At 58.6% G+C, this 20,522-nt stretch carries 22 protein-coding genes and 1 tRNA gene; 12 read left to right on the top strand and 11 right to left on the bottom strand.

The window, feature by feature from the left end:
- Nucleotides 1-417: 417 nt before the first annotated feature.
- Nucleotides 418-888, bottom strand: a complete 471-nt coding sequence (locus AC6EI9_RS05470; RefSeq protein ID WP_498469506.1) for a hypothetical protein — start codon at nt 886-888, stop codon at nt 418-420.
- An 85-nt stretch (nt 889-973) separates the two neighbouring features.
- On the opposite strand from AC6EI9_RS05470, the gene AC6EI9_RS05465 reads away from it, so the two are divergent.
- The 5 genes from AC6EI9_RS05465 to AC6EI9_RS05445 all read left to right on the top strand — a co-directional run bounded on the left by AC6EI9_RS05465 (nt 974) and on the right by AC6EI9_RS05445 (nt 3,349).
- Nucleotides 974-1,210: a hypothetical protein gene (locus tag AC6EI9_RS05465; protein ID WP_498469505.1), complete on the top strand. Its 237-nt coding sequence runs from the start codon at nt 974-976 to the stop codon at nt 1,208-1,210.
- Between the two features lie 89 nt (nt 1,211-1,299).
- Nucleotides 1,300-1,599, top strand: a complete 300-nt coding sequence (locus tag AC6EI9_RS05460) for an MTH1187 family thiamine-binding protein (RefSeq protein WP_498469927.1) — start codon at nt 1,300-1,302, stop codon at nt 1,597-1,599.
- A gap of 43 nt (nt 1,600-1,642) precedes the next feature.
- Nucleotides 1,643-2,221 (top strand): DUF8637 domain-containing protein, encoded by a 579-nt coding sequence (locus AC6EI9_RS05455; protein ID WP_498469504.1) that lies wholly within the window; start codon nt 1,643-1,645, stop codon nt 2,219-2,221.
- A gap of 65 nt (nt 2,222-2,286) precedes the next feature.
- Nucleotides 2,287-2,688, top strand: a complete 402-nt coding sequence (locus AC6EI9_RS05450) for a hypothetical protein (protein WP_067097773.1) — start codon at nt 2,287-2,289, stop codon at nt 2,686-2,688.
- Nucleotides 2,672-3,349, top strand: coding sequence for an RluA family pseudouridine synthase (locus tag AC6EI9_RS05445; RefSeq protein WP_498469503.1), 678 nt, complete (start codon nt 2,672-2,674; stop codon nt 3,347-3,349). Before AC6EI9_RS05450 ends, AC6EI9_RS05445 begins: the two co-directional genes overlap by 17 nt.
- Here the strand turns inward: AC6EI9_RS05445 and AC6EI9_RS05440 are convergent.
- Nucleotides 3,346-5,460, bottom strand: a complete 2,115-nt coding sequence (locus AC6EI9_RS05440; protein ID WP_498469502.1) for an HDIG domain-containing metalloprotein — start codon at nt 5,458-5,460, stop codon at nt 3,346-3,348. The genes AC6EI9_RS05445 and AC6EI9_RS05440 overlap by 4 nt on opposite strands.
- A 59-nt stretch (nt 5,461-5,519) precedes the next feature.
- Between AC6EI9_RS05440 and folD the strand changes: the two genes are divergently transcribed.
- From folD to AC6EI9_RS05420, 4 genes are read left to right on the top strand one after another with little or no spacing between them, the layout of a single operon-like run.
- On the top strand, nt 5,520-6,401 hold the full coding sequence (folD, locus tag AC6EI9_RS05435; protein WP_498469926.1) for a bifunctional methylenetetrahydrofolate dehydrogenase/methenyltetrahydrofolate cyclohydrolase FolD: 882 nt from the start codon (nt 5,520-5,522) through the stop codon (nt 6,399-6,401).
- Between the two features lie 53 nt (nt 6,402-6,454).
- Nucleotides 6,455-7,393 (top strand): geranylgeranyl diphosphate synthase CrtE, encoded by a 939-nt coding sequence (gene crtE / locus AC6EI9_RS05430; RefSeq protein ID WP_498469501.1) that lies wholly within the window; start codon nt 6,455-6,457, stop codon nt 7,391-7,393.
- Nucleotides 7,394-7,395: 2 nt separating this feature from the next.
- Complete coding sequence (locus tag AC6EI9_RS05425) at nt 7,396-7,902, top strand: divergent PAP2 family protein (RefSeq protein WP_498469500.1); 507 nt, start codon at nt 7,396-7,398, stop codon at nt 7,900-7,902.
- The gene (locus tag AC6EI9_RS05420; RefSeq protein WP_498469499.1) at nt 7,899-9,389 is read left to right on the top strand and encodes an ATP-dependent DNA helicase; all 1,491 of its coding nucleotides are present in this window, start codon (nt 7,899-7,901) and stop codon (nt 9,387-9,389) included. The genes AC6EI9_RS05425 and AC6EI9_RS05420 overlap by 4 nt, the downstream gene beginning before the upstream one ends.
- A 38-nt stretch (nt 9,390-9,427) precedes the next feature.
- Here the strand turns inward: AC6EI9_RS05420 and AC6EI9_RS05415 are convergent, their stop codons facing one another.
- The 7 genes from AC6EI9_RS05415 to AC6EI9_RS05385 all read right to left on the bottom strand — a co-directional run bounded on the left by AC6EI9_RS05415 (nt 9,428) and on the right by AC6EI9_RS05385 (nt 16,866).
- A complete protein-coding gene (locus AC6EI9_RS05415; protein ID WP_498469498.1) occupies nt 9,428-10,114 on the bottom strand; it encodes a GAP family protein in 687 nt (228 codons plus the stop codon).
- Entirely contained in the window at nt 10,114-10,707 is a 594-nt protein-coding gene (locus AC6EI9_RS05410; protein ID WP_498469497.1) for a histidine phosphatase family protein, read from the bottom strand. The genes AC6EI9_RS05415 and AC6EI9_RS05410 overlap by 1 nt, the downstream gene beginning before the upstream one ends.
- An 82-nt stretch (nt 10,708-10,789) precedes the next feature.
- The gene (locus AC6EI9_RS05405) at nt 10,790-11,143 is read right to left on the bottom strand and encodes an acylphosphatase (protein WP_498469496.1); all 354 of its coding nucleotides are present in this window, start codon (nt 11,141-11,143) and stop codon (nt 10,790-10,792) included.
- Nucleotides 11,092-12,486 (bottom strand): cobyrinic acid a,c-diamide synthase CobB, encoded by a 1,395-nt coding sequence (locus tag AC6EI9_RS05400; RefSeq protein WP_498469495.1) that lies wholly within the window; start codon nt 12,484-12,486, stop codon nt 11,092-11,094. Before AC6EI9_RS05400 ends, AC6EI9_RS05405 begins: the two co-directional genes overlap by 52 nt.
- A 57-nt stretch (nt 12,487-12,543) precedes the next feature.
- A complete protein-coding gene (locus AC6EI9_RS05395; protein WP_498469494.1) occupies nt 12,544-13,827 on the bottom strand; it encodes a glucose-6-phosphate dehydrogenase assembly protein OpcA in 1,284 nt (427 codons plus the stop codon).
- 44 nt (nt 13,828-13,871) lie between these two features.
- Nucleotides 13,872-15,395, bottom strand: a complete 1,524-nt coding sequence (gene zwf / locus AC6EI9_RS05390) for a glucose-6-phosphate dehydrogenase (protein ID WP_498469493.1) — start codon at nt 15,393-15,395, stop codon at nt 13,872-13,874.
- A 154-nt stretch (nt 15,396-15,549) separates the two neighbouring features.
- On the bottom strand, nt 15,550-16,866 hold the full coding sequence (locus AC6EI9_RS05385; protein WP_498469492.1) for an FAD-binding oxidoreductase: 1,317 nt from the start codon (nt 16,864-16,866) through the stop codon (nt 15,550-15,552).
- Between the two features lie 159 nt (nt 16,867-17,025).
- On the opposite strand from AC6EI9_RS05385, the gene AC6EI9_RS05380 reads away from it, so the two are divergent.
- Nucleotides 17,026-17,553, top strand: a complete 528-nt coding sequence (locus AC6EI9_RS05380; RefSeq protein WP_498469491.1) for an SRPBCC family protein — start codon at nt 17,026-17,028, stop codon at nt 17,551-17,553.
- A gap of 117 nt (nt 17,554-17,670) precedes the next feature.
- Here AC6EI9_RS05380 and AC6EI9_RS05375 read toward each other — a convergent pair.
- Nucleotides 17,671-17,743: transfer RNA gene (locus AC6EI9_RS05375), tRNA-Glu, on the bottom strand.
- Nucleotides 17,744-17,784: 41 nt separating this feature from the next.
- Nucleotides 17,785-18,936: a histidine kinase gene (locus tag AC6EI9_RS05370; protein WP_498469490.1), complete on the bottom strand. Its 1,152-nt coding sequence runs from the start codon at nt 18,934-18,936 to the stop codon at nt 17,785-17,787.
- A 103-nt stretch (nt 18,937-19,039) separates the two neighbouring features.
- Between AC6EI9_RS05370 and AC6EI9_RS05365 the strand changes: the two genes are divergently transcribed.
- Nucleotides 19,040-19,612, top strand: a complete 573-nt coding sequence (locus tag AC6EI9_RS05365) for a hypothetical protein (protein WP_498469489.1) — start codon at nt 19,040-19,042, stop codon at nt 19,610-19,612.
- A gap of 446 nt (nt 19,613-20,058) precedes the next feature.
- The gene (locus tag AC6EI9_RS05360; RefSeq protein ID WP_498469488.1) at nt 20,059-20,352 is read left to right on the top strand and encodes a DUF8650 domain-containing protein; all 294 of its coding nucleotides are present in this window, start codon (nt 20,059-20,061) and stop codon (nt 20,350-20,352) included.
- Nucleotides 20,353-20,522: the final 170 nt, after the last annotated feature.

Raw genomic sequence — 20,522 nt, 5'->3', positions numbered from 1 at the left:
GCACTAAATAATTGCGTGCTGTTCTGAATCATGGTGTTGAACACATTTGATCTGGACATGAACGAACATCGCGTGAAACGAACTGAGTGAGATCTCAGCACATAGTCTGAATGTTGTTTTCAGTCACAATGTTGTTTTTCAGCCACATCTAAACCATTTTCACCACGTCGGGCGTCTGTCCAAACACTTCACCAATCCAGAGTGCGTGCGTGATTGCCCCTTCGTGAGTATGAAATTCCCAAGCTGAATCCGGGCTGGAGCTGCGTTCAATTTCCTGGCTTTCGTCGTTGACCCGCAGGTAATGACCGGTGCTTGCGTAGCGCAGAACATACCGCTCAAGGAGTGATGATCTCATCATGAATCTCTGCGAGTCCTGAACTCTGCCTAGCCAGCTTTGTGCAGCTGGTGACGGTGACTTCAGCTTTTCGTGGGTTTTCCTTTGCCGGACTGATGGTCGATGTCTTGATATCGGCTGCTCCGGACCCAGGTCAGCGGTTCCTGCAGGGTTATCCGTAGTTGATAGCCGCCGTTGCGGAACCAGGGTTCGTCAGCTGGAGACAGCTGTGAGGGTTGGAGTTGCCAGCTCTGCTGGAGGTACGTCTCAAGGAGTGTCTGATCAGGGGGCTCATCACGCTGCCAGTGAACGAGCGCCAGCTCCGCCGTGCTGGATTGAAGAGTGGCAACTCTGCCGAGAGGGCCGGCCTCCTGATCGGCTTCCACCTGTTCATCGAGGGTCTCTTGCACCACGAAGAGGCGCAAAGGACTCTGGGTGGTCCGCCCATCCAGGCAGTATTTGTTGAGGTAAAGCTGTCTGGCTCGGGCGAACAGAGGCGCAGGGGCTCGGCTGAGAAGTGCTCCGTAAGCGTCAGTGAGAGCTTGGCTTGGCATCGCTCAAGGAGGTCCGGGCACACACTTCGTGATGGCGCGTCGCTCGACGCCGTGGAACACTGTAGACAGATGCAAAAGTGGTCCGATGCCTGAGCCCGGCTGCCCCCTCTACAGGCTCGTGGCATTGGACGGGCAGCCGCATCCGGTTTTGGATGCCCCTTATGAATCCATTGCTGCTGCGGAAGCGGCGGCCAGTCGGTGGTGCTCCGGACAGGGGCGTTCGATGTCTGTGGTTCAGCGAGGGATCGCTTTAGAGGTGCAAACGCGTTGCGGGGAATGGCGCACCCTCGGTTATCCCAGTGCCTGCCTTTTGGAATCGTGAGGCGGAGCCACGGTGCGTCGAGAGGCTTGTAAGCGCTTGCGCCCTGGCCTGGTCTCGTTCAACCATGACTGAAGGTGGCTGGTTGGCTCGTGCGGGTAAGCATTGATCTGTGTCTGGTTCCGCTCGGGGCGGGCGTGTCGCTCGGGCCTTGGATTGCTTTGTGCCAGGAGGTGATCAAGGCTTCCGGGCTTGATCATCAGCTCGGCCCCGATGGCACGGCCATCGAAGGGGAATGGGATGACGTCTTCGCTTGCGTGAAGGCCTGCCATGAGCGTTTGCATCAAGAGGGAGTGCAGCGGATCCACGCCACGCTTCGCGTCAACACCAGAATTGATCGCGTTCAGTCGTTTCGCGACAAGGTGGGCAGCGTGAATCGCCTGATGACCTGAAATTCAGGCGGAAGGGATGCCAACTTGGTCCAGCGTGTCTTGAATGAGACCAGGAACTGGAGACGTTGGTTTGCTGGGTCTGGCTCCGTCGGCTCGAGTGCGTGCTTTCGCTGCGCTTGCCCTCACGCTGTTTGCTCCATTTTTCTCCGGATCGTCCAAGGCTGAGACCTGGGATCGGATCGGAAGCTATGCCGCTCTGATTCGCCGAGCGGGAACTCACACCCTCGTGGCCAAGGATTGTCCGTCCGCCCTTCTGGGTGCCTTCCATGCCCCCCGCAATGCCCTGCTGATCTGTGCCAACAACATTGAGGACGATCCAAGGCAGGTCTGGGTCGTTCTTGCCCACGAGTCGGCCCATGTCATGCAGCACTGTCATGGCGGGCCGTTGCTCGCGGATCACCAGGTGGGTAATGCTCTCGCGCGCATCGAATCTCAATCCCAAACAACGTTCCAGGAGCTGCGTCTCTACCACCAGTCGCAGCGTCGGGATGAAATCGAGGCAAGGCTTGTTCAAGGGATGCCCCCTGATGAGGTGGAAGCCCTCTTTCGCAGTTTCTGTGCTGACCGTCTGAGTCATCGCAAGCTTGCTCAACCGCCTGATGCTCTTGGTTCTCCGCCCTGAGCAGTGAACTGGCTCAGGTGGATTGGGCACGGACCTTACGGTGTGCAGATGTATGGCATCTCTCCATGGGTCCGCGGCTCAACGGTTATTGGTTGATGACCTGGCTAGGCCTGGTGGCCAACCTGATCGCTCTGCCTGTGATCGGCCTGCTGGCATTCCGAGAAGGATCCTCTTCCGGCATTGCCATCACCAACATCAGCCTCGCCTTCTCTCTGGCTTGGCCCGCTGCGATTGTGGGCATCGTGGCCTCAGCTGGCTTGCTGGCACAGCGACGCTGGGGTGTGATTCTGGCCATCGTGGCCCTTTCCATGAGTCTTGCCGGAGCCATTCCCTATGGCCTTGTTCGCCTGGTTCTGGGGCTTGAGCCCCAGACCATGGGATTGGGACCAGTGGTGCTCGGGCTGATCAATGTGCTGGCGCTGATCTATTGGTGCCGCCCTGCCCATCGCCGTGGCGTCAGGCTTTGATGCCTTGGCAGCAGCTGTTCCTCAGCTCGCGGGCTGTGCTCTCGTGCTCGAGCACCCTCAATATCTGGTGGTCGATAAGCCATCCGGCCTGCTGAGTCAGCCTGGTCTGGGTTTTCATCAACGTGATTCCCTGATCACGCGACTTCAGGACTGTTGCCCTGAGCTTCGCTTGGTGCATCGCCTCGACCGGGATACCTCTGGACTCGTTCTTGTGGCCAGAAATCAGAGCAGCTTGCGATCGCTCAGTGCTCTGTTTGCCGCCCGCAGAGTTCACAAGCTTTATCTCGCTGATGTGGTCAGTCCTTTGTTGGGACGTGGGGGAAGCATTCACCTGCCCCTGGCCAGGCTGCAGCGCCATCCGCCTTTGTATGGACCGCATCCTGAGGGCAAGCCCTGTTGCACGCTCTGGCGCAAGTGGACGCAGTCAACCGATTGCACACGTCTGTGGTTGCGGCCTCTGACCGGCCGATCCCATCAATTGCGGGCGCATCTGGCTGCCGTGGGGGCTCCCATCCGTGCGGATCGCATCTATACCGCTTCCGACGTTCAGGGCCCGATGCATCTGCATGCGTATGCGCTGAGCTTTCAGGACCCGTACGAACAGCGACGGGTTCGTGTGCGTTCTGCACTTCCGAGCTGGGCGCAGGCTGACTGGGCTTAAGCGGAGAAGCTGCGCTTTGCGGGAATGGGATAGGGAATGCGGCGATGACGCATTCTTCGCCAAACACGGACGAACGACTGCATCACCAGTTCCAGTTCGGCCCGAGTGAGGCTGCTCTGGCTGAGTTGTCCGTCGCTGATGCGCGCCTCAACGATTCGTTTGACCGTGTCACGAGCTTCCTGATCACTCGTGTCCGGCGGCAGTGAGCGCAATGCAGCCTCGCAGCCGTCCGCCAGCATCATGATTCCGGTCTCCTTCGAGCGAGGCGTCGGTCCGTGATAACGGAAGCGTTTCTCAGAGATGTTGGGATTCTGCTGACGGGCCTGATGCAGGAAATATCCCATTCGCAACGTGCCCTGATGTTCAGGAATGAAGTCCGCAATCGGGCGAGGAAGCCGATAGCGACGTGCCAGTTTCAGCCCTTCATCCACATGGGCTTGGAGCACTCCTGCACTGGCCAAAGGGTCGTTGAGCCGAGTGTGCGGGTTTTCCTCACTGGTTTGATTTTCGATGAACCAGTTGGGGGCATGAAGCTTGCCCACATCGTGATAAAGGGAGCCTGTTCTGATCAGGTCGACATCGGCGTCGATCGACCGCGCACCCTCCTCGGCAAGACCGCAGATCATCAAGGTGTGCTCAAAGGTGCCTGGGGCTTCTGAAGACAGCCGCCGCAGCAACGGGCGCTCCTGATCAGCAAGTTCCATCAAGCGTGCTCGTGTCAGCAACCCGAAGGAGCTTTCCAGCAGAGGAATGACCAGGATCGCCAGCATCATTGCCAGCCCAAGCAACAGGGCTTCCGAGGCGAGTTCTCCGGCATCGGATGGCAAGCGGATCCATGACCCAGCAAGCGGTTGGCCCTCTCGGCTCATCAACACCAGCTCGGCCAGCCATGCACCCACCGGCAGCAAGACGGCGAGCTGCAGCAACTGTGCTCTGCTGCGCAAGCGACCTGCTTGCAATGCAGCGACGGTGGCGGTGGCCGCGGCGATCAGCAGGCGTCCTTCGCCCAGGCCAGTCACTGGGGTTGGCCAGAGAAGACTGGTCACAGCCATCCAGGCCAGTGCACTAGTGGTGCCGAGGCCCTGAGCCAGGAGCAGAGTGGGCGGCACGATCACTGCCAGGGGGCTCACCGAAGCACCAAACCAGAGTTTGCAGGCCTGACTCAGCAGCAACAGACCCAGAGCCAGAAGGCCATGGGGTGCCTCCAGGCAGGGACGTTCGCGGCGCATGACCAGCAGCAGAACTCCGCAGCTGGCCAGTGCTTCTGTGAAACGTGTGATCCAGATGCCCAGCTTCGGCCGGCGATTCACCATCCCGAAGAAATCGAGAACGTCGTAGGCCTGTGAGCTGATCGACTCTCCCTTGCGGGTGATCAGATCGCCGCGATTCACTTCAATGGTGGGGATTCCTTGCTGGGTGATCAGCTCCTCGATCAGTCGCTGGCTTCGCAGTGGATCGGTTTGAAGGTTGCTGGCGCCCTGAAGCGTTGTGGTCAGCACCTTGCTGCCCAGACTTCGGCCTGCTGGCGCGCCCTGGTTGAGGTCTTCGAGCTGCAGGTCGCTGGCCCGTTGAAGCTGTTCAAGTGCCAGGCTGTTGACAAGCCCCTGACTGAGCATCCGGTCGAGCGCGCGGCGAAGCGCCATATCCCAATCCCGACGCTCATCCTGGGTTCGTTTCTCCAGCCATCGCTGCTCGTTGAGAGACAGATTCACAGGACCGATACGCTCGGCATCGTTGCTGTTTGCGACCCGTTCCAATTCGCTGAGGTGTCGCTCCAGCCGCATGCGGATCAGCTCGTTTTCCTGGGGGTCCAGAACCTGCACGAAGGTGCTGGATCCCAGGCTTGAACGCCTCTGCTCCAGGGCCTCGCTATCCACAACCCTGGCGTCCTTCGGTGCCTCTGCATCAAAGGGAGCGGCCAGACCTGGCCGCAGGTCGGGTTCCACCAGCCAGGGCCAGCTGGACACCAGTGCCACCAGAACACAGAGGATCAGCAGTGTGGCTTTCTGGAACCTGTTCCAACGCAGCACCGGCCGGCGAGGTGATTCGCTCCTGAGCCAGGACCTCCAGAGACGTGCAAGGCGATGCGAACGCAAGTCAGCCGGGAGCATCCAGCACAAACGCTAGCTCTGTCGGAGCGGCATGCTGGATTCACATACATCAGATGGCAATGGCCCTCAGGTTGGATGGCAAGGCCCTGGCCAAAACACTCGAGCTACGCCTGCAGTTTCAGGTCCAATCTGCAAGCCAGGCCGCCGGTCGCCCGCCGGGCTTGGCTGTCTTGCGTGTGGGCGACGATCCCGCCAGTGCGGTCTACGTGGCCAATAAGGAAAAGGCCTGTGCCCGTATCGGTGTTGAGAGCTATGGGTCTCACCTTCCAGCAGAGGCCACGCCTGAGCAGGTGTTGCAGGCGATCCGTGCATTGAATGCGGATCACAGGGTGGACGGGATCCTGTTGCAGCTTCCGCTCCCGCAGGGACTGGATGAAACTCCCTTGTTGGCTGAGATTGATCCTGAAAAGGATGCCGATGGTCTGCATACGCTCAATCTCGGCCGGTTGCTCAAGGGCGAACAGGGTCCCCGGAGCTGCACCCCTGCCGGAGTGATGGCGATGCTGCGCAGTGCGCACATCGATCCTGCGGGCCGTCGTGCCGTGGTGATCGGGCGCAGCATTCTGGTGGGGCAGCCCATGGCTCTGATGTTGCAGGCCGCGAACGCAACGGTGACCATTGCCCACTCTCGGACGAAGGATCTCGCTGCTCTGACGCGTCAGGCAGAGATTCTCGTGGTGGCGGCCGGCCGCCCGGAAATGCTCGGAGCAGAGCATGTGAGCCCAGGCACGGTTGTGGTGGATGTCGGAATCCACCGGCGTCCTGAGGGCGGACTCTGTGGTGATGTGAAGGCAGCAGAGCTGGAGCCCATTGCCGCCGCGCTTTCGCCGGTACCCGGAGGCGTTGGTCCCATGACCGTCACGATGCTTCTGGTGAACACCGTTGTGGCCTGGTGCCGTCGTCACGGGGTCGATCACGATCTGGCCGACTTGATCATCTGATGGTGCTTGGGTGCCCGCCGGCCTGACAGAATTCGCCCAGCATTGCGCTCCCCATGACCGCCACGGCGACTAGCCCTGAAGGCGTTCCGCCGCCGGGTGAGCCTCAGCAAAGCTTTGATTTCAAGGTTTATCTGAACCGGTCTCGCGAGCGGGTCGAAGCTGCCTTGGACGCCTCGATGGGGCCTGAACGGCCCGAATCTCTCAGGGAGGCGATGCGCTATTCCCTGCTGGCGGGAGGAAAGCGATTACGACCGATTTTGTGTCTTGCGGCTTGTGAGCTTGTCGGTGGCGATCCCTCTCAGGCCATGCCCACGGCGGTTGCGGTCGAAATGATTCACACCATGTCGCTGATCCATGACGATCTGCCGGCGATGGACAACGATGACCTGAGGCGTGGCCGGCCGACGAATCACAAGGTGTACGGCGATGCCATGGCGATCCTCGCCGGAGACGCGCTGCTCAGCCGCGCTTTCGAGATGGTGTCGGTGCGAAGTGCCGATGTGCCTGCCGAGAGGTTGGTGAAGGTGGTCGGAGAACTGGCGATGGTCTCCGGAGCTCCTGGTCTGGTGGGGGGACAAGTGGTGGATCTGCAATGCGAAGGCAAACAGGTCGACCTGGAGACGTTGGAATACATCCATCTGCACAAGACCGCTGCACTGCTGCGGGCCTGCGTGGTGACGGGTGCCTTGATCGGCGGCGCCAGTGATGCCCAAGTTCAGGCCATGCGCACTTACGCCAATGGCATCGGCCTTGCGTTCCAGATTGTTGACGACATTCTCGATGTCACGGCCAGCAGTGAAGTGCTGGGCAAGACCGCGGGCAAGGATCTGCTTGCTGACAAGACCACTTATCCCAAGCTGCTCGGCCTAGAGCCTTCGAGAACCCGCGCCCTCGAGTTGGTGGGAGAGGCCAAGGCTGCCCTGCAGCCCTGGAAAAGTAAGGCTCAACCTCTTCTTGCATTAGCCGATTACGTGGCCAGTCGGGACCGTTGACGATGGATGACGTCTCTCTCAGCATCCCTCTGCAGATTCTTGATAATGGAGTTCTGGCCTGGGGGCTTACAGCTTGCGGTCTGGCTCAGCTGTCGAAGTTGGTGATTGAACTCATCGTCTTTCGCCGCTGGAGGCCTGCGGTGCTGATCGAAACCGGTGGGATGCCATCAAGCCATGCAGCACTGGTGAGCGGTACGGCTGCGGCTGTGGGCTGGCAGGAGGGATTTGCATCCTCCGTTTTTGCCCTGGCCGCCACTGTGGCGTTCGTGGTGATGTACGACGCCAGCGGTGTGAGGCGTGCCGCCGGTTTCACCGCAGAACGGGTCAATGCCTTGCCGGAATCGCTCTGGAAGACACCTTTCGAGAAACCACTCAAGGAACGACTTGGACATTCCCGAACGGAAGTACTGGTTGGGAGCCTGCTGGGCCCGATGATTGCCTTGCTGGGCCTCAACTATCTGGGATCGCCGCTTCAATTGACGCAACTGATCACCAACGCTCTGGGTTGACGTCATTTCCCCACGCTGAACTGAGCCTCACCGAGGATCAACACAAGGCCGCAGAGGCTTTCTCCGACTGGCTGCAGCAGCAGGACGCTGGCCTTCCCTTCGTCCTCAGTGGCTACGCCGGCAGTGGCAAGACCTTTCTGTCGATGCGCTTGCTGAGGCAAGTGGAAAGCAGCGGCCTCTGCTGGACCGTTGTGGCTCCAACCCACAAAGCCGTGGGGGTTTTACGTCAGGCTCTCAGTCTCGAAGGTCTTCAGCCCACTTGGTACCCCTCCACCATTCATCGCTTGCTGCGTCTGAAGCTCAAGCGACAGGGTGATCGGGAGCTGTGCGAATCCACTGAACAAACGGCCGCAGCGTTGGAGCATCTCGGCCTTGTGCTGGTCGACGAGGCCTCGATGGTCGACAGCTCGCTGCTGTCCATTGCCTTGCAGTGTGCTCACCCGTTCAAAACAAGACTGGTGTTCGTGGGTGATCCGGCCCAGTTGCCACCGGTGGGTGAAAGCGAAAGTCCGGTGTTCGGCATGAATCGTGCTGTTTCCGCCTGCTTGCGTGAGGTTGTGCGTCATCAGGGCCCCGTCCTGCAACTGGCCAGTTGTCTGCGCGACGGTCGCTTGCCCTGCGAGGTGCCACCGCTGCTGCCTCCCGTTCGATCGGATCTCGGTCAGGTGGGAGTGCTGAGTCGAGGTGACTGGTTGTCGCGTGCTCAGGAGGGTCTGCGCCAGGCCTCGGCCTGCGATAACCCCGATGCGGCGCGAATCCTCTGTTACACCAATCGCCGCCTGGACGCGTTGGTCCCCCACGCTCGCAGGGCCATTCATGGAGAGATGGCGGATCAGATGGCTGTGCTGCCGGGTGAGGTGTTGATCACGCGGACTGCGGTGATGGCACCGGCCTCCAGCGACGGAGGCGAGACCGGCGAGGAACCCGATCTGGTGTTGGGTTCCAACCGAGAACTCGTGGTTGAAGACGTGTCTCCGGAACGCTGCGATCTGGCGGAGTTCGGCGTTGCTGGTGAATCTCAGCTGTCGTTGGCCGGACTGGGCGTGCCCGTGATTGAGACCCTCAATGCGAGGGTACGCAGCGGCGAGCTTGAGCTCAATCTGCGCCTTCAGCCTCCTTCCGGCAGTCAGGCGAGGGAGCAACTGGATGCACTGCTGAAGCGTCTGGCTCAGGAAGCAAGGAACGCCGGGAAACGTGGCGGGCGATCGCTCTGGCGCCGTTACTTCCTGGTGAGGGATGCTTTTGCATCACTTGGGCCTGCTGCAGTGCTCACGGTGCATCGCAGTCAGGGCAGCAGCTTTGGTGAGGTTTTTGTTGCTGATGATGTGTTCCCTCGCAGCCTTGAGCGTCTTGCGCCGGAGAGGCAGGTGTTCCATCAACAGCTGGCTTATGTGGCAGTCAGTCGTGCCAGGCATGGGGTGTACTTGGTGGGTGATAGCCAAGGCAATGCAGCCTCCTGGAGCAAGGCATTACGCGGGATTGACTAATCGGTCATGACCTTGCCACTGAGGGCTCGCGGTTCGGTTCAGATCGCTGTTAGCCCGCTCACACCCTGCCATCCCAGGTAGATCCCCAGCCCCAGACTGACTCCACCAACCACAAGACTTCCCCGGGCAAACAGCACCTCTTTCCCTTTCTCGAGAAGGGGAACGACCTTGTCGCGGCCGATCACAACGGCAACCAAAGGAGTGAGCAGAAACAGGCTGGCCCCGAATGTGAAAGCAACCAGACCGACCGCTTCCTGCCAGGTGGGCAACTGCGCGGACAGAACCACTCCAGCTGACTTGGCGAACAGCACGATGTCGTCGGGGCTGATGACTTCGCCGACGGAACCCAGCAACAACAGCAGCGGCAGCGGCATGGCCAGGAAACGGTCGATGCCTTTGGTCCAGGCCGGTGGCTCCGAACCTTCGGTGAAGGATTTGATCAGTTCTCGTCCACCGATGGCGACCAGCGCTCCGCCTGCCAGTAGATCCAGGCCCGTGCGGTGATGGGAGCCATGACTCATGTCCAGCACAAGCGAATGGCCGACAGTGACCAGAAGCGTGGCGGCAAGCAGTGTGGTGATCACCCAGCTTGCGACGAACCAACCGCCCCGTTTGACGGGATTCGGGCCCAGGAGCAGCAGCAAGAGAACGGCGATATGAATCGGCGATAGGCCAATGCCGGTGCCATAGGCCAGCAGTTCCGCCCAGAGGGTTGTGTCGCTCATCAGAACCGGCCGTCAGCAGGCGCATTCCAGCGCACGATCGCATGATTTCCATGCTCGAAACCGAGCACACAGAGACTTCCGGTGCTCAACATCAGCAGCCTGCCGCCCACGGCTCCCAGTCCAAGCCAGGTCCCGGCCAAGGCCCGCAGAAGATGTCCATGGGCAAACACTGCAACGTCTCCATCTCCCGGAGATTCCATGGCAATCCGAATCGCGGCTTCACAGCGTTGTTGCACGGCCTCAGCGTCTTCGCCATTCGGACAGCCATGAGTGAAAACATTCCACTCGGGCACCTTGCGCTGAATTTCAGGGGTGGTGATGCCTTCGTAATCTCCGTAATTCCACTCCAGCAACTCCTTCATCACGGTCATGCTCCCGCCCAGCCCTGCCAGTTCGCAGGTTCGCCGAGCGCGTTGAAGAGGTGAGCTGAAGACCGCTGCGAAATGCTGTTGGCTCAAGACAGGAGCCAGTTGCCTTGCTTCGTCCTCTCCCTCCGACAGCAGGGGGATGTCGGTGTTGCCGGTGTGACGTCCGGTTCGAGCCCATTCGGTGGCTCCATGGCGAAGCAGCCAGAGCTGGCGTTGATTGGTCATGGCCAGAAACAGCCGTCTCTGTTCAGATTGTGACCATCAGTGGTTGATTTGGCTTCGCCTAGAACCCCTTGCCGACTCACTCTCAGTGACGGATTTCGAACCAGTCGGCACCGGTGATCGGCAGCTGGCAGGGCCGAACAAGACGAACCCTCGCTTCGCTGGGACCCTGTTCACACCAAAGCCTCAGCTCGTTGAGGGGGAGCTGATCACCTTCGGCCTGCACCTCCACTCGGCCGTCATCCAGATTGCGAACCCAGCCGCTGAGACCGAGTTCGAGAGCACGTCGACGACAGGCCTGCCGAAAACCAACGCCCTGAACGCTTCCTTCCACCAGAAAACGCCAGCGTTCCTGAAGAGTGACCGATCTCTGTCGGGTTTGGCGGGTCACAAAGCGGCGACGTTCCGCTTCGCTGCGCAGCCGAGCGCGGCGCGCCATCTGCAGGGGATCATCGAGGATCCTCCCCAGTGGAGGTGGACCCAGCTTGCGTGGAGATTGGGCAGGTTCCATCCCTCAGCTCTCCGCTCAACTTTCCAACCTTCAACCTGCCACAGCGCCCCCGAGCTGCCAACGCTTTCATCCGATTCACGGCACAGTTGCCAGCGATGGAATTCATGGCCTCTGAGCCTTTCACCCCTGCGCAACAGCAGACTGTCGCTTCGAGCCTGCAGCTGTCGGTAGCCCACCTGCAGTCGCCCTCGTCGGGCTTCAAACGGCAGGAGACCAGCCATTGCATGCAGTGTCCCGTCTGGATCGGCCAGGCCTCGACCTAGCAGCAGCATCCCTCCGCATTCGGCGTAGATCGGCTTGTCGCGAATCCATGCGTGTAGGCCTGAAAAGGTTGTTTTGCATTCACTCAGCTGGTTGGCATGCAGCTCTGGAAATCCCCCGGGGAGGATCAGGCCGGTCGCTTCCGCTGGTGGAGCTGTATCGCTCAAGGGACTCCACGGAAGCACCGGCATCCCCAGCAGCTCCAGGCACTCCTGCATCTCGGGGTAGCGGAAGTGAAAGGCCTCATCCTGTGCGACGGCCACGGGCAATGATTGTTGTTGTGCTGTCTCCAGGTCTGGAGACAGGACATGTCGAATCGGGTCAGGACCGGGCCTTGGTGCTTGCAGGAGATCGCGGAACACTTCCATGTTGAGGTGCTGCTCCGCCAGAGCAGCCCAGCGCCGCAGTCGTTTCTGCAGGGAGTTCAGTTCATGGGCGGGAGCAAGACCGAGATGACGGTTGGGTAGCTCCAGGTTGGGATCCCCTGGCAGACAGCCCAGGCAGTGCACTCCGATGTCCGTGAGCACCTCCTCCAGCAGCTCCCGATGCCTGGGACTGCTCACACGATTCAGCACGACGCCAGCAAGATTGAGGCGTGGATCCAGATCTCTGAAACCTCGGACCAGTGCGCCGAGAGACCGGGCCTGCCCACCAGCATCCACCACCAGCACCACTGGAAGGCCCAGGCTCACAGCTACATCGGCAGTACTCCCTTCGGAGCTGGATCCAATGCCGTCGAACAGGCCCATCACGCCCTCAACCAGGGCCATGTCACAACTCCCTCCATATCCGTTGAAGCTGAGCTGCACCCAGTCCGCGCCGCAAAGCGGAAGGTCAAGGTTTCTGCAGGGCTGGTTCGCCGCTAACGAGAGCAGCTGCGGATCGAGATAGTCGGGCCCGACCTTGAAGGGCTGAATCCTTTGCCCAAGCTCGCGGGCCCAGGCAATCAGGCAGAGGCTGAGCAGGGTTTTTCCGCTGCCGCTGGCCGGAGCAGCGATCACGCAGGCCATGGTGTGAGCGGAGATGGTTGGAGCGGAGCGACAGGAGAGACCCCGCTCAGCTGGGAGTTAGCTGATCAGCTTGGCAGCCAGCGGGGCCGCTGCAGCCAGCAGAGGGTTGGTGGAGTCATGTCCCCCTTCCAGTTGGCGAGACACATCCGCCTCCACTGGGGAATGTTGCACTGGAACGACCTCTTCAATCAGTTCCATGCTGGCCATTCCACCGGCTTCGAGTCGCATGCAGCCCCCGGACTCAGCGCAGAGAATCACGCAGATCGGAGGCTGGTTGTCTGGTTTGCAGATCAGTCGCAGACCCACAATCTGACCAGGATGAATGCTGGGTTGTCCCATGGGAACTGGCGACACGCGCATCTGAACATCAGTGCCGTCAGCTCGTTTGAAGTTCGCGCTGATGCTCTGGTCAGGGTTGCGCTGGGTGTGCTGCAGCTTCCAGCCCAGACGGTCGGCGATCCAGGATCCGAGCAGCAGCCCCTGGACTGGATGGTCGCCTTCGACATCAATGTCGAGCTGAACCACGTGGCCCAGGGCATCGCGGCGATGCGGTGGATCGAAGACCATGGCCAGGGTCTGATGCCAGCTGCCAAGGCGCAGCCAATTCAGATCGTTGACCGCCTGCCCCGCTTCGATCCTGGAGGCCAACAGGTTGAGGCAGAAACCAGGCTCTCCCAGGGCGGAATCGAGAATCAGACGACGCGGTGAGCTGGCCAGTTGTTGCAGCAGCTCAGGGGCTTCATCAAGGGCTCCGTTCCACCACACCCAGGAGGGGAGTTCCTCTGGCAACAGAGGATCGAGGATCGCGAGACCCTCCTGGAGGGCAGGCTTGCCTCCACGCAAGACCACAACATCCCCGCAGGCTGCCGTTCCACCGCCTTCTTCCGGAAGCGGACAGTAGGCAGCCACTAGGGTTTCAAGCGGCTGTTCGGAATCAAGGCTTGGAGCCAGAGTGATCAGTCGCCTTGGGCGCAGGTTGCTGAGAGCGGCATCCACATGCTGGCCTCGCAGATCCTCACTGGTATGCCCCCCGTCCATCTGGCCGAGACACGTCGCCACTGCTTCGGTGAGCGGTGGTGTGCTGATGGGCAGATCGCCGTCCACCACAGCCTGACGTCCTGCCGCAATCAGCTGCGATCTCTGCACACCGGTGATCGGCCCATCCAGGCGGCCAGTGCGCACCAGTTGTTGCTCAACCCAGGCCGGTTGCCAGATGAGCAGGCAGAACGTGTGGGCACCGACGTTGTTGGGCTGATCCCGCGACCAGAGCTGTTCGAGATAGCCCGGAACCTCAGAGGGCGGCAGTTCGAGAGGGGTTTGGAGTGTGAGCTGGGGGGACATGGTGCAGCCGGTTGATTGGGACAGGTGTGGTCAGTCGGATCTGGTCATGGACGTCGCCAGAGCAAGCCATCACGGGCAAGGAGGGCATCGGATGCTGCAGGTCCCCAGGTTCTTGACTCATAGGGGTGGATCGGCAGCTGCCAGGGGCTGTCTTCAATCAGCTCCAGAAGAGGGGTGTAGAGACGCCAGGCTGCTTCCACCTCATCACTGCGGGTGAACAGCGTGGGATCCCCGAGCATGGCGTCGGCCAGCAGGCGCACATAGCCCTCATCAGATGGCTCTCCGAATGATTCGTCGTAGGAAAATTCCATCTCCACAGGTCGGCTGCGCATGCCGGAGCCCGGAGACTTCACTTCAAAACGGAATTCAGCACCTTCATCGGGCTGAATTCTCAACACCAGTTGATTCGCGGTTGGCCCTCCTCCTGCGGCATCAAAAAGATGCACCGGCGCCTCCCGGAAGGTCAGCACCACCTCGCTGAGGCGTTTCGGCAGTCGTTTGCCTGTGCGGACATAAAAGGGCACGCCCTGCCAACGCCAGTTGTCGATGAACAGTTTCATCGCCACATAGGTTTCTGTGGTGCTGTTGGCATCCACGCCATGTTCCTGTCGATAGCCCGGCAAAGGTGAGTCCTGGGTTCCACCCGGGCCGTACTGACCGCGGATGCAGCAGTTCCAGGGTTCGTTTTCATCGGCGAGCCGTGCCGCCTGCAAAACCTTCGCTTTTTCGCTGCGGATCGCTTCCGGATCAAAGCGTCCAGGCGTTTCCATCGCTGTGATCGCCAGCATCTGGGTCAGGTGGTTCTGCACCATGTCCCTGAGTGCACCTGATGTTTCGTAGTAGCCGGCCCGCTCCTCAACACCGACCGTTTCCGCAGCTGTGATCTGAACACTCGAGATGTAGTTCCGGTTCCAGATCGGCTCGAAAATCGTGTTGGCAAACCTCAGAACCATGATGTTCTGAACGGTCTCTTTGCCCAGATAGTGGTCAATGCGGAAGATCTGATTTTCCTGACCACAGCTCTGCACCACTCGATTCAGGTTTTGGGCACTTCCGTAATCCCTGCCGAAGGGCTTTTCGATCACCACACGACTGCGTTGCGGATCCTTCAGCAGTCCTGCATCGGCCAAAGAGCGGCAGCCGCTGCCATAGAACTTGGGTGAAACCGATAGATAAAACGTGCGGTTGCTGCGGGTCGCTCGCGTCCTGTCGATCTCATCGAGCCGGTGTCCGAGTTTGACCAGATCCTCTGGCTTCTGCAGATCCACCGGTTCATAGAACATACCTGCTGAAAACTGCTCCCAGGCCGCACGGTTCTCATTCACCGTGGTCTGCATGGCTTCCGCCATTTTTTGGCGGAATTCCTGATCACTCCATGGGCGACGAGCACATCCCAGCAATGCGAATTCACTGGGCAGGCGTCGCTGTCGAAACAGCTCGAACAGCGCCGGCACCAATTTGCGATGCGTGAGGTCACCACTTGCGCCGAAGATCACCAGGCATTGGGGAGCGATCACTCGTTCCTGACGCAGGCCTACCCTCAGCGGGTTTGTCATCGTTGCGCTCATGACATTGGAAGCTCTGACGAAGGTTTAACCAGGAATCTCCGCGCTGACAGTGCTCCTGAACATCCCGCCACGTTTTGTCGTCGTCTCGGGACAACCCAAACAAAAAAAAGCCCACCTTGCGGCGGGCTTTTGTCTTGAAACTGACTGTAAAGACTCAGTAAGTCTCAACGTGCCAGCGATCTGCCTTCTTCAGCTGAGGACGTAACTCAGACCAGTCCAATCCCTTGGAGGATGCAGCGGCTGTCATGGCTTCATCGATGCCGGGTTCCATTCCACGCAGTCCGCACATGTAGACGTGAGTCTTGGAATCTTCGATCATGGAGAAGATTTCATCGGAATGCTCCAGGACGCGATCCTGGATATACATGCGACCGCCTTTGGTGTTCTTCTGTTCACGACTAATCGCTTTCGTGTAGCGGAAGTTGTCAGGAAATTCAGACTGATACTTCTCGAAATCGTCGTCGTAAAGGAGGTTTGGAGTTTTGGGAGCACCCATGAACAGCCATGCTTTCCCGCGGAACTTCCAACCGTTTTTGTCACGTTCGCTGGCTTCAAACATGCGACGCAGATAGGTGCGCATCGGAGCGATGCCGGTGCCAGTGGCAAACATGATCACATTGGCTTCTTCATCCTCAGGAAGCAGCATCTCTTTGCCCACAGGGCCTGTGATCTTGACCTTGTCACCAGGGTTGATATCGCACAGATAGGTGGAGCAGACCCCTTTGATCTCTTCTCCGGCCTCGTTCTGATATTCGAGTTGGCGCACGCAGAGTGAGACGGTCTTACCCGCCATGTTGTCTCCATGGCGCGTGCTGGCAATCGAGTAGAGACGCAGCTTGTGAGGCTTGCCTTTGGCGTCGGTTCCTTCAGGAATGATGCCGATTGACTGGCCTTCGACGTACTCAAGATGCGGATCACCACCACTGAGGTCGAAGGTGATGTGCTGGACCCGTCCAATGGCACCTTCCTGCAGAAGGCTGTAGTTGTCCAGAACGGTTCCCACGAATGGGGTTTTGGGCTTGTAGAGATTGACGGGAACCGATTGGTGAGCAGGCTTTGCAGGAGCCTTGGAAGCATCCACTTTGGTTACGGGCTTGGTAGAAGCTTTAGCTGCAACTGCTTTGGAAGCAGGCTTTGCGGAAGCCTGTTTGGCTTGACCCTTTGAGGCGGAAGCCTTCAAAGAGGAAGACTTCGAGGTGGAAGCCTTCGAGGAAGAAGCCTTGGCAGCAGCAGCCTTAGCGGTTGTAGCTTTTGTAGCCTGCTCCCCAGCCTGGATTGGCTCATTGTTTGGAATCACAGACTGAATCCGGCCACCTCTGGCATTGATTGCCTGAACAGTGGTTTGCAGGCGGTCGTAGGACACGGTGATGCGTTCTTCCGATCGAATGTGTTTGCCGGCCTGCAGCCAGACAACGACCAGCGTGAACATCCGTTCGTTGTAGCTGCTGGTACCCGCCGAGCTGACACGCATGGAATCTCGGTTCCCTTGAAAGTTCGCGCGATCATAGTCGCGTTATCGACGTCGGCTCTGAGTCGACCAGACCTTCACATCAGATTGCGGTCTGGCCTTCAGTCTGACTTTCATTAGGATTCCGTTGTTACCTTCTTCGGGTTGAACTTCGCCGACTCCTTGACGTCTCTTCAGCGAGCAACCAGAGGCCGTCAGCAGACGATTGAGCAGACCATTGAGCGTTTGCCCCAGGGAGTTCGTCGGTTAGCTGTTCAGCTGCGAACCGATCAAACAGTGGATCACCTTTGGCAGGTGCTCACTGACTATGAAGGTCTCAGCAATTTCATTCCCAATCTCAGCAGCAGCAAACTGATAGAGCGTTCCGGGAATCGAGTCACTCTCTCCCAGGTTGGCAGTCAGCAACTGGTTTTAGGTCTGAAATTCTCGGCTGAAGTCCAGCTGGAACTCACGGAGCATCGTCCTGAAGGACTGCTTCAATTCAGAATGCTGAAAGGTGATTTTCGGCGTTTTGAGGGTGCCTGGCGTTTGCAGGCTGTTCCCAATCAAACACTTGTTCTCTACGAACTCACTGTTCAGGGATGCCTGGGCATGCCCGTTGCACTGATCGAACAACGTCTACGACAAGACCTCAATGACAATCTCCTTGCGGTTGAGCAAGAAACGATTCAGAGATTCACTGAGGCATGAGGTTTCCTCTTGAATAGAACTTTTTTGGTTCTTAAATGAGCTCCTCAAGTCATGATCAATTGTCATAAAAAAACATCCATGCACTGGATGTGATGAAGCTCGAGGCCAATCAATCAATACCCCCAAGGGGATTCGAACCCCTGTCGCCTCCGTGAAAGGGAGGTGTCCTAGGCCTCTAGACGATGGGGGCGAGGCCGTGCTCTCAGGTGTTCTCCCGGGCACCAAATGAAATTACGGTTCCGACTGACCCTCCGTCAAGGCAGCGGCCAACTTCTCCTGTCCTTGTCCTTGCCAGACGGGAACATTGAAGGTGAAGCAAGCTCCTTTCCCTGGTTCAGAGACAACTCCAATGCGTCCGCCATGGACCTCAACGATTCGTCGGCAAACGGAGAGTCCAACTCCAAAGCCCGATGTTCCTCCAGAGGTTTGGGGCAGTCGTACACGGTCCAAAAAAATGCGTTGCTGTTCTGCTTCAGGGATGCCAGGACCGCTGTCGCTGATACTCACCTGCACCCACTGACTGGTGCGATGCACCATGCCCAGTGCAATCGTGCCGCCGTCCTGGGTGTATTTCAGCGCGTTCTCCAGAAGATTGAGCAGCACCTGACGCATGCGCCTCTGATCCGCGAAGACGAGCGGCAAATCGGCCGGGATGTCTGTGTTGATGGTCACGTCCCTGCCAAGCCAGAGCTTCTCCAGTTCAAGGATGGCTTCTGCGGCAATGCTTGCCAGGTCAAGTCTCTGGGGGTTGAAGAGAGCTTCCCAGCGTGTGCTGCCCACCTCCAGCAGATCCTTGGACAGCAGAGCGATTTCATCGAGGCGTCGTTTCAGGACGTCGCGAAATCGGTTGAGATCAATCTGACCAAGTTGCTGGCTCTGAAGTGCCAGCGTCGCGGCTGTCAGGGGCGTTCGAAGTTCATGAGCCACCATTCTCAGGAGCCGTTCCTGAGATTGCAGTCGGTCAATCAGGGTTTCATTCTCCTGCCGCAGCACCAGCAGCTGATCCTCGAGTTGAAGCTCGCGTTGGGTACGACTTCCGTCGAGTTCCGTGGGCTTCAGGCTCAGGCCGAGTCCGCTCACGACTTCATCCTGTTGCCAGCGGGGTACCCAGCCTCGAAGTTGCTGAAAAATGCTGCTACCCGCAAAAACCTGCTTAGGCATGGGCTGAAGCTTCACCAATGCAGGCGTGACCACCAAGCGGTGGAGCTCCAGCAATTCTGGGTGCTCCACAGGATCAGCCACCTGGAGTGTCACGTCAAAACCGCAGTCCTCCTGTTCCAGGAACTGGATCAGCGAACGCAGATCACCGCTGGAGAGATGGTGACGACCTGCGACCAGGAGCAGAGTCAGCTGCTGACGTGGTGTGGGATCGATCCCGCCCACCAGGTGTTGCTCCAAAAGATGAGCCTTACCTTATGGGTTTTTGCAAAGGTCAGCAGAACCGCTAAGACGATTTTGAACAGACTGTTGTCAGTCAGGACTTTTCATGGCCCTTCTCCCTGTTGAACGCCGTGGTGCTCCACCCCCGGATGGTGAGTCTCCGGCTTCGCAGCGGGTTTACCTCGACAGCAATCTCAGACGTTGGTTTGCGCGCAACCTCGGCCTTTGGCGTTCACGCCGTCAATACGTTTTTAAAAATGAGGAGGTGCTGTTCCTGGACATGATGATCCGGGTGGAGATCTTTGCTGAATCCCGGGTGGGCAAGCCTCACTACCGCATGAGCTGGTGGCCTGAACACGAAACAGATTTCTTCGATCGCAAACCCCGTTACCAGCGTGAAGGTGTCATGGAAGCAACACTGATGGGCCATCAGTTGCTGCGTAGTCGTGCCTATCTCGAAGAAGTCGAATCGCGAACTCGGATTCGCCAGGTGGATGAACATGAAGTGGTGTTCGAATCGCATTACCTCGACTGGGATGTTCAGGAATACACACGATTGATTGACCAGGACCGTTTCCGATCACGCGCGATCTACAGCTGGCAGAAAGGTGAGCTGGAAATCGTGGAACATCACCACGAAACCCGTCTTGAAGATGCTTCCGCTCCGATTGACAACTGATTGAGTTGAGCTGTCTTCGCGGTCATGCGTCGGTCCCAGCCAGAGCGATTCGCGCGCTCAGAATGGTTGTCTCGTCATCAAAGTCCTAATAAGCCCTGGCCGGCTTGACGGTATTGGAGTGGCTCGAGCTGAGTGCCGAGCAATGACATGACTTGAAGTCCGGTTCTGTTCCCGAACTGGAAGCACCCGGTGGCCCAGAGATTGAGCAGTGCCGCTGTTGGTCAGGGATGGATCTTGTCGCAACAAGTTCCTAGCCATTTTTCGCTGATATGAGGCAGCATGGGGCCGCTCCTCTAAGTCTGTCAGTGCGTATCACCCGTCCCAGTCTTCCGAAGGCGTTCAGAACTGCTCTGCTCCTCGCAGCGCTTCCTCTCAATACTTCCATTGCATTCGCTCAAGGGGCAGGTGGAGCAACGAGCCCGGCCACAGCGATTGAGATCGAGCGGATGGTTTCAATCGCATCGATCAATATGTGCATTTTGTCGAAAAGCAAGGTTCCATTCTTGACTGCAATGCAGGCCAATATGGTTCCGATGGTCAGTTACATCAAGGAAGTCAACGGTTCCAAGATTTCAGGGGTCAAGAATGGACAGGCTTTGTCTCCTGAGGAAGTCGCGAATGGTCTGGCGATGCAATTGCTGCCAGTCGTAGGCATTCGTTGCGGCAAGGATTTGCCACAGGAGTACAAGAAAGAGGTGACCAAGGCCGAGGAGCTGTTGAAGTCTCAGGCAGGAAGCTGACCATTGATGGACCAGGTCTGTTCCAGTTGAGCTGGTTCAGATCTGGTATCTCAATATGTTTGTTTTTGGTGTAATCAATCGCCAGTTAATTCGCTTTCTTGGTTGAAAGTCGATATTGACCGCCTGACAACCGTTTTCTCGTGTTTTTGTTGACCGTTTAATTTTCAGGA

Source organism: Synechococcus sp. MIT2312, assembly GCF_059772315.1.
This window is presented reverse-complemented; position numbering and strand designations above follow the sequence as displayed.